Source organism: Massilia sp. TWR1-2-2, assembly GCF_049897565.1.
Taxonomy (GTDB): Bacteria; Pseudomonadota; Gammaproteobacteria; order Burkholderiales; family Burkholderiaceae_D; genus JAFCUW01.
The window spans coordinates 28,397-41,068 of sequence record NZ_JAFCWM010000024.1 but is presented as its reverse complement, the minus strand read 5'-3'; the positions used below and the strand labels follow the sequence as shown (position 1 = coordinate 41,068).

Below are 12,672 nucleotides of genomic sequence, written 5' to 3'. Positions count from 1 at the left end.
GTCGGTTGGCAGCGGAATTTCAGCGGCCCAGGCGCATGTCGAATTTCCAGCTGACCAGGCGCAGCACGACGATGAAGGTCGCGCTCGACCAGAGCGCGAAGTCGTGGGGCAACTCGGACATGCGCATCAGCAGGAACATCCAGCTGCCGAGGAAGGCGCAAATCGCGTAGGGTTTGCCATCCCGGAACACCATCGGTACCTCGTTGCAGACGATGTCGCGCAGCACGCCACCGAAAATTCCCGTGATTACACCCATCATCGAAGCGATGAAAATCGGCATGTGCGCGTCCAGCGCAGCGGCGACGCCAGCAATCGAGAACAGGCCGAGGCCGATGGCGTCGGCGATGACGATCAGGCGCTCGGAGACGATCTGGCGCAGCGTGCGGATCAGCGGCGAGGCGACCAGGGCCAGCACGAAGATCAGGATCGCGTATTCCTGGTGGATGACCCAGAACAGCGGCCGGCGGTCGAGCAGGATGTCGCGCAAGGTGCCGCCGCCGAACGCGGTGATGAAGGCTACCGTGAAAACGCCCACGAGGTCCATCCGCTTGCGCCGCGCTTCAATGAAGCCGGAGAACGCGCCGACCAGGATCGCCATGATTTCGATGAACTTAATGAGGGTCATGCGGTGCGTGCTTGTGGAGAATGTTGACAGCCTATCATGCAGGCATGTAAACATGCAAAACGGATCAGGTGGCCGACGTGGGAGTCGTGGCGGCTACACCGGGGTCTGACCCCGTGGGGTCAGACCCCGGACCTGCAAACCCCGGACCTGCAAACCCCGGACCTGCAAACCCCGGACCTGCAAACCCCGGACCTGCAAACCCCGGACCTGCAAACCCCGGACCTGCAAACCCCGGACCTGCAGACCCCGGACCTGCAGACCCCGGACCTGCAGACCCCGGACCTGCAAACGCGGCGGTTAGCGGTCCAGCACGGGCTTGAGCAGCACGATCAGGGCGCCGTGGCCGCCGTCTTTTTTGTTGGCCACGCAGAAGGCGACGACGTCGTCCTTTTGCACCAGCCAGCTGTGCACCATGGAACGCAGCACCGGTTCGCCGCCGGCCGAGCCGTAGCCCTTGCCGTGGATGACGCGCACGCAGCGCAGGCCGCGTTTCATCGCGCGGCCCAGGAAGTCACCCACCTGGTCGCGCGCAATCTCGCGGTTCATGCCGTGCAGATCGAGCTCGTCCTGAACCGGCCAGTGCCGCTTGCGCAACTTGCGCACCACGTCGGCCCCCACGCCAGGGGCCGAATAGCTCAAGGTCGGATCGTCGTCGAGCAAGCCGTCGACATCGAACTGGTCCGACAGCGATTCGCGCATCACGGCGGCGTTGTCTTCCTCCGCCGTGCGCGGCCTGGCCGCGGCGCCGCGCAGCGGAATGGCCGCCATCGGCGCCACGTAGCGGTCGGACTTGGGAATCGGCTTGACGTCCTTGATGGCGCCATGGAACACGTTGGCCTCTTCCCTGGCCTGGCGCTCGCGCTTCTCGCGCTCGGCCCTTTCAAGCGCGCGCGCGTGTTCCTGCTCCTTGAGCGTCGCGCGCAAGGCATTCAGGTCGGCGAAGTCTTTCAGTCCAGCCATGGCAACGATCAGTCTTCCAGTGCTTCCAGGTAACGCTGGGCGTCGAGCGCGGCCATGCAGCCGGTGCCGGCGCTGGTGATCGCCTGGCGGTAGATGTGGTCCTGCACGTCGCCGGCGGCAAATACGCCAGCAATGTTGGTCGCCGTGGCCATGCCTTCGAGACCGGTGCGGGTCTTGATGTAGCCGTTGTGCATGTCGAGCTGGCCTTCGAATATGCCGGTGTTCGGCTTGTGACCGATCGCCACGAAGACGCCGTGCACCGCCATCGGCGTGACTTCGCCGGTCTCGGTCGACTTGATGATGATGCCGGTAACGCCGCTGCCGTCGCCGGTCACTTCGTCCAACGTGTGGTTGTACTTGATGACGATCTTGCCCTCGGCAGCCTTGGCGTTGAGGCGGTCGATCAAAATCGCTTCGGCGCGGAACTTGTCGCGGCGGTGGATGATCGTGACCTTGGTGGCGATGTTCGACAGGTACAGCGCTTCCTCGACTGCGGTGTTGCCGCCGCCGATGACCGCCACTTCCTGGCCGCGATAGAAAAAGCCGTCGCAGGTGGCGCAGGCGGACACGCCCTTGCCCATGAACGCTTGTTCCGACGGCAGGCCGAGGTACTGCGCCGACGCCCCGGTCGAGATGATCAGCGAATCGCAGGTGAACTCGTGCATGTCGCCCAGCAGGCGGATCGGCGTTTCGTTCAGGAACGCGGTGTGGATGTGGTCGAATACGATGTCGGTCTTGAAGCGCTCGGCATGCTGCAGCAATCGCTGCATCAGGTCCGGACCTTGCACGCCCATCGGGTCGCCCGGCCAGTTTTCGACGTCGGTGGTGGTCATCAGCTGGCCGCCTTGCTCGACGCCGGTCACCAGCATCGGGTTCAGGTTGGCGCGTGCGGCGTAGACAGCGGCGCTGTAGCCGGCAGGCCCGGAACCGAGAATCAGGACTTTGGCGTGTTTGGTAGTGGTCATGGAGAGCTTCTGGTCGTGTGTGTATGGAGGGAAATTGGGGCCGTTCGCTGGAACATCAAGGCCGGCGTCGACGCTGCGATTATAGACGAAGCTGGCAACGATGATGCGGGCAGGCATGAATGATGGGCCTGCCGAACAATATATGGCTTAGAATGAGCGCATCGTATTTTCAGCAGCGAAAACGCCCGTATCAAGTATGACAAAGACCAGCCCGCCCCCGACAAATTCCAGCTACACCCGCAATCCCACGACTCGGCAGCCGTTGCCGAACCGCCTGGTGCGCCTGTTATCCGAGGCGCGCTGGATCGCGCTGGCGGTGCTGTGCCTGTACCTGGTTATCATCTTGCTGTCCTATAACAAGGGCGATCCCGGCTGGTCGCACGACGTCGTCGTCAATAAAGTGTCGAACCTCGGCGGGCGCGCCGGCGCCTGGCTGGCCGACCTGATGCTGTTCATTTTCGGCTTTTCGGCCTGGTGGTGGGTGGTGTGCTTCCTGCGCCTGGTGTGGAAGGATTACCGCGCGCTGACCCAGAAGTTCGTCATGGAAGCGCAGTTCGATCCCGAGCACCAGCACGAGGCGGTCATCCGCTGGACCGGCTTCGTGCTGCTGGTCATCGGCAGCATGGGCCTGGAATATTTGCGCATGTACTCGCTGCAGGTGCAGTTGCCGCGTGCGCCGGGCGGCGTGCTCGGCCAGCTGATCGGCCAGGGCGCGCTGTCGTTCGGCTTCACCGGCGCGACCTTGCTGCTGTTGCTGCTGTTCGGCATCGGCCTGTCGCTGTTTTTCCATATTTCGTGGCTGGCCGTGGCCGAGCGCATCGGCGAGTACATCGAGATGACGATCGACTGGTTCCGCTTGCGCTACCAGGACCGCGAAGACCGCAAGCAGGGGGAAGTGGCCGCCGTCAAGCGCGACGAGGTGGTCGTCATCGAACGCGCCAAGCATGTCGAGAAGCATATCGACTCGCCGCCGGTCAAGATCGCGCCGCAAGTGGCGAGCGTCATCGTCAAGTCCGAGCGCGTCGAGAAAGAGAAGCAGGCGCCGCTGTTCCGCGACCTGCCGGGCGACTCGCCGCTGCCGCCGCTGTCGTTGCTCGACGAGGCCGCCGAATACCAGGAAACCGTGTCGGTCGAGACGCTCGAATTTACCAGCCGCCTGATCGAGAAGAAGCTGTCGGACTTCGGCGTCGATGCCAAGGTCGTGGCCGCCTTCCCTGGACCGGTCGTGACCCGCTACGAAATCGAGCCGGCCACCGGCGTCAAGGGTAGCCAGATCGTCGGCCTGGCGCGCGACCTGGCCCGCTCGCTGTCGCTGACGTCGTTGCGCGTGGTCGAGACCATCCCCGGCAAGAATTACATGGCGCTCGAGCTGCCGAACCCGAAACGCCAGATCGTGCGACTGACCGAAATCGTCGGCTCGAAGATCTACAACGACAGCCCGTCGAGCCTGACGATCGCGCTCGGCAAGGACATCGCCGGCAAGCCGGTCATCGCCGACCTGGCCAAGATGCCGCACCTGCTGGTGGCGGGCACGACCGGTTCGGGCAAGTCGGTCGGCATCAACGCGACCATCTTGTCGCTGCTGTATAAATCCGACCCGGCCGACGTGCGCCTGATCCTGATCGACCCGAAGATGCTGGAAATGTCGGTCTACGAAGGCATCCCGCACCTGCTGGCGCCGGTTGTGACCGACATGCGCCAGGCCGGCCACGCGCTGAACTGGGCGGTCAACGAGATGGAGCGCCGCTACAAGCTGATGAGTAAGCTCGGCGTGCGTAACCTGGCCGGCTACAACGCCAAGATAGCCGAGGCCGCCAAGCGCGAGGAGCACATCCCAAATCCGTTCTCGCTGACACCGGATTCGCCGGAGCCGCTCGAGAAGCTGCCGACGATCGTCATCATCATCGACGAGTTGGCCGACCTGATGATGGTCGTCGGCAAAAAGGTCGAGGAGCTGATCGCCCGCATCGCGCAAAAGGCGCGCGCCGCTGGCCTGCACCTGATCCTGGCCACGCAGCGTCCGTCGGTTGACGTCATCACCGGCCTGATCAAGGCGAACATTCCGACCCGCATCGCGTTCCAGGTATCGTCGAAGATCGACTCGCGTACCATTCTCGACCAGATGGGCGCCGAAGCGCTGCTCGGCATGGGCGACATGCTCTACATGCCGCCGGGTACAGGATTGCCGGTGCGGGTGCACGGCGCCTTCGTTTCCGACGAAGAAGTGCATCGAGTTGTAAAACATTTACTACAGACGGGCGAACCGAATTACATTGATGGCATTCTCGAAGGCGGCACGCTCGAAGGTGAAGGCGGCGCCGATGGCGCGCCGGCAGGCGAAGGCGGCGGCGAGGCCGATGCGCTGTACGACCAGGCGGTCCAGGTGGTGCTGAAGAACCGGCGCGCGTCGATCTCACTGGTGCAACGACACTTGCGTATCGGTTACAACCGCGCCGCGCGCCTGCTCGAGCAAATGGAAAACAGCGGCGTGGTGTCGTCCATGCAGTCGAACGGCAACCGGGAAATCCTGGTGCCGGCCGCCAGCGCCGAGTAACGATACAAGGAAATCAATGAGCTTGAAGAAAATACACATGGTCGCGGCGCTGTTTGCCGGCGTGCTGGCGTTCAGTAGCGCCGCGCAGGCGAGCGCGCTGGACCAGTTCAAGTCGTTTGTGGCCGGCACCAAGGCCGCGCGCGGCGAATTTACCCAGCAGCAGATGAAGAAAGCCGAGAACAGCAAGACGTCGCCGTTGTCGTCGGGCACCTTCGTGTTTGCCCGCCCTGGCAAGTTCATCTGGACCTACGTCAAGCCGTACGAGCAGGTGCTGCAGGCCGATGGCGACAACCTTTACATCTACGACAAGGACTTGAACCAGGTCACGGTGAAGAAGCTGGGCAACGCGCTCGGTTCGTCGCCGGCCGCCATCCTGTTCGGCAGCAACGACCTGGAAAAAAACTTCACCTTGTCGGAAGCGGGCACGCGCAACGGCCTGGAGTGGCTTAATGCCGTACCGAAGGCCAAGGACAGCACGTTCGAAAAAATCAGCATTGGGTTGCGTAACGGCACGCCCGAAGCGATGGAGCTGCACGACGCATTCGGGCAGACGTCGGTACTGTTGTTCAAGAAGTTCGAGAAGAATCCACCACTGACGGCGCAGCAGTTCAAGTTCGTGACGCCGAAAGGCGCCGACATTTTCAACAACTGATTGGACGATATGAACGCCAAGAGCGTGTTTTTAGCCATGAACCTGGTGATGATGGCGCTGTCGGCCGGCGCGCTGCACGCGGCCGACGCCAGCCAGGCAGCGAAGCCCTACGATTGTCCGGCGCCGGTGCTGCCGATCGCGGCAGTGAAGGGAAACCTGTCCGGCGACGTCACGCTGCAGTATGTCGGCAACGCCGAGGGGCGCTTCGCCGACATCCGCATCCTCAAGAGCAGCGGCGCAAGTGCGCTCGACAAGGCCGCCATCATGGCATTGTCGCGCTGCAAGCTGCCGGTTCCCGCGGCCGGCGCCGCGCCGCAGGCGGGCACGATGGAGTTCAAGTTCGGCCCGCAGGTGCAAGTCGGCGCGGCATTGCCGCCGGCTTAATCGCGCTTGCCCGGGGAACGCCGCGCCCGATTGCCGGTCTTACCTTCACGGAGCTGGCGCTCATCCATTAAACTATCAGCAATCGTTTAACCGCCACCTCCAATGATGCCATCAAGTTTGTCCTGCTTTGCGCCAGTGCGCCCCTGTTCGCCGCGGAGAAGCTCGCATGGATGACCTGTTCAAGAACGAGCCGTCGCCACCGCTGGCCGAAGCGCTGCGCCCGCGCACCATCGAGGAAGTCATCGGCCAGAGCCATCTTCTCGGCCCGGGCAAGCCGCTGAACCTGGTGTTCAAGTCGGGCCGGCCGCATTCGATGATCCTGTGGGGTCCGCCAGGCGTGGGCAAGACCACCTTGGCGCGCCTGACCGCGTATGCGTTCGACTGCGAGTTCATCGCGCTGTCGGCGGTGCTGTCGGGCGTGAAGGACATCCGCGCCTCGATCGAGCAGGCCGAGCACTACCTGGCCGGCGGCAAGCACACCATCCTGTTCATCGACGAAATCCACCGCTTCAACAAGTCGCAGCAGGACGCGCTGCTGCCGTTTGTCGAATCGGGCCTGGTGACCTTGATCGGCGCGACCACCGAGAATCCATCGTTCGAGGTGAACTCGGCGCTGCTGTCGCGTTCGCAGGTGTACGTGCTGAAGGCGCTCACCGACGCCGAGCTGCTGCAGCTGCTGGCGCGCGTGCAGGAACGCGTGCTCATGCACCTGACGTTCGACGACGTCGCCATTGCCACCCTGATCGGTTACGCCGACGGCGACGCGCGCCGCTTCCTCAATCTGCTCGAGCAAACCAAGACGTCGGCCGAGACGTCCGGCATCACCCACATCAGCGGCGAATTCGTCGACAACGCGCTGACGCTTAACTCGCGCCGGTTCGACAAGGGCGGCGACAATTTCTACGACCAGATATCGGCGCTGCACAAGTCGGTGCGCGGCTCGCACCCGGACGCGGCGCTATACTGGCTGTGCCGCATGTTGGATGGCGGCGCCGACCCGCAGTACCTGCTGCGTCGCATCGTGCGCATGGCATGGGAAGACATCGGCATCGCCGACCCGCGCGCGATACAGATCGCCAACGATGCCGCCGCCACGTACGAGCGGCTCGGTTCGCCCGAAGGCGAGCTGGCGCTGGGGCAGGCGGTGATCTACCTGGCGATCGCCGCCAAGAGCAACGCCGGCTACAACGCCTACAACCGCGCGGTGGCGTTCGTCAAAAAGGACAAGTCGCGCGAAGTGCCGGTGCACCTGCGCAACGCGCCGACCAAGCTGATGAAGGAGCTCGGCTACGGCCACGAGTACCGCTACGCCCACGACGAGCCGAATGCCTACGCGGCCGGCGAGACCTACCTGCCCGAGGGCATGGCCGAACCGGGCTGGTACGAGCCCGTCCCGCGCGGCATCGAAGCGAAGATCGCCGAAAAGCTGGCCTGGCTACGCAGCCTGGACCGTGACGCCGCCGGTTGATCGCGTTTGGCCGAGCGCATCCGCTTTAATGTAACGGTAAATCACAAGCCCTTGGCGCCGCGATTTTCAGGCCACATGCCGAAGAAACGCTAATGCTGTTGGGCATGCTTGGGAAAAAAAGATCGCCTGGAGTGAGCCACGGGAGGCAAGTCGGTCTCATCAGGACTAATTTGCACCGAGTACGCAGCCTCCCATTTAGCGATGCTATATAGCCGCCAAAAAATTGCTCGATCAAGTTTCTTAAAGTCGAGTTTTTCTTGGCACATCATTTCTATCACGGGCGAGTCGCAGATGGCTCGTACCATGGCGTCGTTCGTCTCTTTGACCCAAGTTTCCGCTGGTGCCTCAAACCCAAACTTGAGTTTTCGCCAGAGTACATTTGGTGGTATCACCCCACGCATGGCTTTCCTGAGAATGTGTTTTGTCCAGCCGTCGCTTAGCTTTAAGTTCGTACTGATCCCGTAACAAACTTCTACGAAGTTGTGATCAAGGAATGGGACGCGCGCTTCTACCGAATGCCGCATAGAATTTTTGTCGGCATATCGCAACAGGGGTGGCAATTGGAAACACTCGATTTCCAATTTCTGCATTTCGCGCATGTTTCTTACCGCTTTTGATATTTGTTTTATATTTGGAAAGTCGCGCTTATATTCGTTCTTGAGAAAGCTAAACCGCCGCTTCAAGTTCCATATCCGGACTTCAGACATGGAAAAGTACACCAGATTGCCAACGATGGCGCGGATTGATATATTGGAATTTTTCTTTATCTGAAGAATCTCGCGCAGAGCGGATATCCAGTGCATCGAGAGCAAGTGTGCTGAATAATAGCGGTCGTATCCTAGTAGCAGTTCGTCGCAACCTTGACCATCCAACATTACTTTACACCCTAATTTTTTGGCTTTTTGAAACACAAAATATTGCATAAAGATTGAGGGAGAATTGAAAGGCTCTTCCTGCACATAGACCACCTCGTCAATTGCACTGTTGAACTCTGCTGCCGTAGGCTGAATAATGGACAGTTTGATCCCCGCGGCGGCTGCTACCGCGAGGGCGTATTCGCTTTCATCCTTGCTGCCTTCGCTTGACTTTGCGTGGACAGCATCCATTGGTCCGATCGATCCTCCGTTATAGCTCATTGACGCCAACCCGGCCAAGCTCGAGCTGTCAAGGCCGCCGCTCAAGCACAGCCCGATTTTGACGTCGGAACGCACTTGATATGTGACCGCCTTGATGAGGTTCGCCAAGACGAGTTCTGTTGCTGAGCCCTCGTTCATTTCTGGAAATCCGGGCTGGATTTCTAGCGAGTAGTACTTTACTTCCTTGAAGGTATTCTTCTCAAGGGAGAATATCAGGTTGTGACCCGCTCGCAGACTGTGGACACCCTTGAAAAACGTGTCGCCGGTCTGCCCGTGGTATCCTTCGACCAAAAAATCTCTTACGACGGCCATGTTTGCAATCGCTCCGCGACCTGCGCCCACCAGGATCTGCTTTATTTCGGATCCAAACACCAACTTGTCGGGCGTGTCGGAATAATAGAATGGTTTTACACCAAACCTGTCGCGGCTGCAGAATATCTCGGCTTTCTTTATGTCGTAGATTGCAAAAGCCCACATGCCGTTGAACCGCTTGACACAATCGGCACCCCACTCCTCGTATGCCGCCAGAATGACTTCCGTATCGGTTCCTGACATAAAGTCGTAGCCCGCAGCACAAAGCAGTGCTCGCAACTCCAAATAATTATAAATTTCTCCGTTGAACGTTATCACATGCTTATTGTGGTATACCATGGGCTGATGTCCGGCAGTCGTCACGTCGACGATCGCCAGCCTGCGGTGTCCGAGCGCCAAGTTTCGGCCAAAATACAATCCACAGCCATCAGGACCGCGGTGAGTAATCATGTTATTAATCGAACTTATCTGCCAATCTGTGACCGGCGAGCCATTCTTGTTAATAATTCCGCTGATACCGCACATGTCTTAATCCTAAATGGTTGGGTAAGACTAAACCCTGCCGCGAGAAATCACTCAGAGGGCAAGCTGCGTATTGAAACCGGTTCCAGATTTTGCAGATCCGAACAGAATCGGCTGCTACATCGGCAACGTACACCGAAACCCGATGTACGGTCTCTCAGCCCGCGGCCTTTCATCGATTACTGTAAAAAGCCCTGATCCCTCTTGGGATGACCAGCTGCCGCCGCGCGCGAGGGCCCGTCCGTGCCAGCCGCAGCCGCGGCGCGGCCACCAGCCGAGTCCGTATTCCATGGTCGCGCCGGGCGCTTCGGACACGGTCGGCGAGTTCTCGGCGAACGCACGCGCCACCAATCCCTCTCCATCGCCTTGAATATCGTCGAACACCCAATTGAATGCGTTACCGGCAATGTCGACGATGATTTGTCCATTTGACAACATATGCCAGCGTCGTTCGCTCCGATGGGCCGAGGGCATGCACGCCGCCTGGGGCCGGTCAAAGCCGCTCCGATGCAGTCCTTGGAAAAGCTTGCCCACGCCCACGGCACCTCCACTCCAGTTAATTGGCTGGCGCGCCAAGTCGTGCGCGATCGCCAGCGACTGCGATTCGGTCAGCAACTGCAGGGAAGATTCGAAGCAGGCAGCACGCGCGGCAAGGTAGCCGATGTTTACCCACGGAGCAGCCGTCTCGCTCAGCAGTACTCGGCCGTCCCGTCCGCGCGCGGCCAGCCAGCGAGAAACCGCGAAGGCTGGCACAGTTTTTCCGCACGCCAGTGTGGTCGGCGCCACCGCGACAAAGGCATGGGGGAAGCCGCGTAAAAACGCCGCGATGGCAGTTTTGGAAGCCATATCCGCAAAGTCATGAATCATGGAAGCACCGCTAGAACATTTGATAAATGAGAGCCGATACGTCCGGCTCGGGCTGGGCCTCCAGTTGCAGCGCGTGCAGTGCGCGCGCCGCCTCGACCACTTCAGGCGTGCAGAGCGCCAGTTCGGGGTGGCCGATCGCCGTCCAGTAGGCGTTCAGGCTGCGGCCAAACTCATCGGCATCGAGGCAAGACGCGGCTCGGAAATCCGCGGGCGTCATGGTGCAATGCGTGCGTTAAATGTAGTAGCTGGTCTCCTTCGGATCGGGACCGAGGGGAAATGGCGAAAGTGTCGGGTTGATGTCCCGTGTAAGCGCCTCAAACAGCGGATCGGTCAGCGCTCGCAATGCCTTGTGATCAATCGAGTTCATACGTTTTCCTCCAGTCGTCATCGTCCTTCAGCGGTGGCTGTTCGGATCGCCACAGAATCATGTCCTCCAGCACCAACAGATCCATCTCAGTACGCATGAAACAGCGGTAGGCATCTTGCGGACTGCACACGATTGGCTCGCCACGTACGTTAAACGAGGTGTTGACCAGCACTGGGCAACCCGTCACCTGTTCAAAGGCTTCGAGCAGGGAGCGGAACTCGGGATGGCCGCCGTTCTCGACGCTTTTACAATCCACTGTCTGGATTCTTGCTGAATAATCAACGTGGGTAATTGCCGGCAAGTCGCTGCGCGGCTGGTTATTCACTCCCATCATGTCGTCATCGCCATTGTCGAAGGCCGCCAGGTCCATCGGCTTGCAGAGTGCTTTCTTAACTGGAGCCACCAGCAGCATATAAGGGCTGTCGTCGTCGAACTCGAAATACGCACTGCACTTTTCCCGAAGGACTGCCGGCGCAAACGGGCGGAATGACTCGCGGTACTTGATCTTCAAGTTCATGCTGGCTTGCGTACGTGGATTGCGCGGGTCGCCCAAGATCGAGCGCGCGCCCAGCGAGCGAGGTCCAAACTCCATCCGACCCGACATCCAGCCGACGATATTTCCTTTGGCCAAGCTCTCTGCCACCAAGGTCAGCCGCTCTGTTTGGTCCACAATGCGGCGATATGGATAGCCTTTGCGATCAAGGAAGGCGGCGATCTCTTCGCTCGAATAGCGCGGTCCCAGATAACTGCCGCGCTGGGCATCACCGGCCCCTGTACCGCGCGTTCGCGGCACGTCCCAGTATGCATGCTGCGCCAGCAGCGCTGAGCCGAGCGAGCCGCCAGCGTCGCCTGCTGCCGGCTGGATCCAGATGCGGTCGAAAATCCCGGATGCGGCCAGCTTGCCGTTGGCAACGCAGTTGAGCGCGACTCCGCCTGCCAGAACAAGGTTCTTCTCTCCTGTCGTGCGGCGCAGGTAGCGGGCAGTATCAAGCACAATTTCTTCTGTGACTTTCTGGATGCTTGCGGCCAGATCCATCTCGCGGCGCGTGATGGGCGACTCGGGAAGCCGCGCCGGACCACCGAACAGGTGCGCGAATAGCGGTCCGAACATCGCCGCGCCATCCAGGTAGCCGAAATAGGTCATATCGAGGCGATAGGAGCCGTCTGCACGGATATCGATAAGGTGCTCGCGGATTTGGTCCGCATAGGTCGGACGCCCGTTGGGAGCCAGGCCCATCAGTTTGTATTCGCCGGAATTCACCTTAAAGCCGCAAAACGCGGTGAATGCGCTGTACAGCAGGCCGAGCGAATGCGGATAGTCGATCTGGGCAAATAATTCGAGCGAGCGTCCGTTGCCGGCGCCCAAACTCGTCGTTGCCCATTCGCCGACGCCATCGATGGTCAGCACCGCCGCGCTGTCGAAAGGAGAAGGGTAGAAGGCGCTGGCTGCGTGCGCCATGTGGTGCTCCGCGAACAGCACCCGTCCTTCCCGTCCGAGCGTGCCAAGCGCTCGCTGAACGTGTTCGTTGACCCATATCTTGTCACCCAGCAGCGAGCCGGCAGCCTTGGCGAAAAAGTCACGTCCCTGTGCGCCGCCGGCCCGGGCATTCTGTACAACTCGGTCGAAGGTCATCAAGGGGTTATCGTAGAACACGATGGCGTCAAGCTCGGATGCATCGATGAAGCATTCCTCGAGGCAGTAATTGATGGCGTTGACTGGAAATGACGGGTCGTGCTTCTTGCGCGTGAACCGTTCCTCCTGGGCGGCCGCGACGATTTGCCCATCGCGCACTAGCGCCGCTGCCGAGTCGTGGTAATCGCTTGAGATGCCCAAACTGATCTTTCCCATTGTCATCCCCT

Annotated in this window: 12 protein-coding genes; 4 read left to right on the top strand and 8 right to left on the bottom strand. The window is 60.5% G+C overall.

Features of this window, described 5'->3' with window-relative positions; genetic code table 11:
- Window positions 1-19: 19 nt before the first annotated feature.
- The 3 genes from ACP7DD_RS20210 to trxB form a co-directional block, all read right to left on the bottom strand.
- Window positions 20-625 (bottom strand): trimeric intracellular cation channel family protein, encoded by a 606-nt coding sequence (locus ACP7DD_RS20210; protein WP_426176600.1) that lies wholly within the window; start codon window positions 623-625, stop codon window positions 20-22.
- A 297-nt stretch (window positions 626-922) separates the two neighbouring features.
- Window positions 923-1,585 carry a Smr/MutS family protein gene (locus ACP7DD_RS20205; RefSeq protein WP_426176599.1) on the bottom strand — a complete coding sequence of 221 codons (663 nt, stop codon included), beginning with the start codon at window positions 1,583-1,585 and terminating at the stop codon, window positions 923-925.
- Between the two features lie 8 nt (window positions 1,586-1,593).
- Window positions 1,594-2,550, bottom strand: coding sequence for a thioredoxin-disulfide reductase (trxB, locus tag ACP7DD_RS20200; protein WP_426176598.1), 957 nt, complete (start codon window positions 2,548-2,550; stop codon window positions 1,594-1,596).
- Between the two features lie 196 nt (window positions 2,551-2,746).
- Here trxB and ACP7DD_RS20195 point away from each other — a divergent pair, with 196 nt between their 5' ends.
- The 4 genes from ACP7DD_RS20195 to ACP7DD_RS20180 all read left to right on the top strand — a co-directional run bounded on the left by ACP7DD_RS20195 (window position 2,747) and on the right by ACP7DD_RS20180 (window position 7,608).
- Window positions 2,747-5,104: a DNA translocase FtsK gene (locus ACP7DD_RS20195; protein ID WP_426176597.1), complete on the top strand. Its 2,358-nt coding sequence runs from the start codon at window positions 2,747-2,749 to the stop codon at window positions 5,102-5,104.
- Between the two features lie 16 nt (window positions 5,105-5,120).
- Window positions 5,121-5,756: an outer membrane lipoprotein chaperone LolA gene (lolA, locus tag ACP7DD_RS20190; RefSeq protein ID WP_426176596.1), complete on the top strand. Its 636-nt coding sequence runs from the start codon at window positions 5,121-5,123 to the stop codon at window positions 5,754-5,756.
- A gap of 9 nt (window positions 5,757-5,765) precedes the next feature.
- Complete coding sequence (locus ACP7DD_RS20185) at window positions 5,766-6,140, top strand: TonB family protein (protein ID WP_426176595.1); 375 nt, start codon at window positions 5,766-5,768, stop codon at window positions 6,138-6,140.
- A 166-nt stretch (window positions 6,141-6,306) separates the two neighbouring features.
- Window positions 6,307-7,608 carry a replication-associated recombination protein A gene (locus ACP7DD_RS20180; protein WP_426176594.1) on the top strand — a complete coding sequence of 434 codons (1,302 nt, stop codon included), beginning with the start codon at window positions 6,307-6,309 and terminating at the stop codon, window positions 7,606-7,608.
- An 89-nt stretch (window positions 7,609-7,697) separates the two neighbouring features.
- On the opposite strand, the gene asnB is transcribed toward ACP7DD_RS20180, so the two are convergent.
- The 5 genes from asnB to ACP7DD_RS20155 form a co-directional block, all read right to left on the bottom strand.
- Entirely contained in the window at window positions 7,698-9,581 is a 1,884-nt protein-coding gene (asnB, locus tag ACP7DD_RS20175; protein ID WP_426176592.1) for an asparagine synthase (glutamine-hydrolyzing), read from the bottom strand.
- 114 nt (window positions 9,582-9,695) lie between these two features.
- Complete coding sequence (locus tag ACP7DD_RS20170; RefSeq protein ID WP_426176591.1) at window positions 9,696-10,445, bottom strand: hypothetical protein; 750 nt, start codon at window positions 10,443-10,445, stop codon at window positions 9,696-9,698.
- 10 nt (window positions 10,446-10,455) lie between these two features.
- On the bottom strand, window positions 10,456-10,662 hold the full coding sequence (locus tag ACP7DD_RS20165; protein WP_426176590.1) for a hypothetical protein: 207 nt from the start codon (window positions 10,660-10,662) through the stop codon (window positions 10,456-10,458).
- A gap of 15 nt (window positions 10,663-10,677) precedes the next feature.
- Window positions 10,678-10,812 carry a hypothetical protein gene (locus ACP7DD_RS20160; RefSeq protein ID WP_426176589.1) on the bottom strand — a complete coding sequence of 45 codons (135 nt, stop codon included), beginning with the start codon at window positions 10,810-10,812 and terminating at the stop codon, window positions 10,678-10,680.
- A complete protein-coding gene (locus ACP7DD_RS20155; protein ID WP_426176588.1) occupies window positions 10,799-12,661 on the bottom strand; it encodes a carbamoyltransferase family protein in 1,863 nt (620 codons plus the stop codon). The genes ACP7DD_RS20160 and ACP7DD_RS20155 overlap by 14 nt, the downstream gene beginning before the upstream one ends.
- Window positions 12,662-12,672 lie beyond the last annotated feature (11 nt).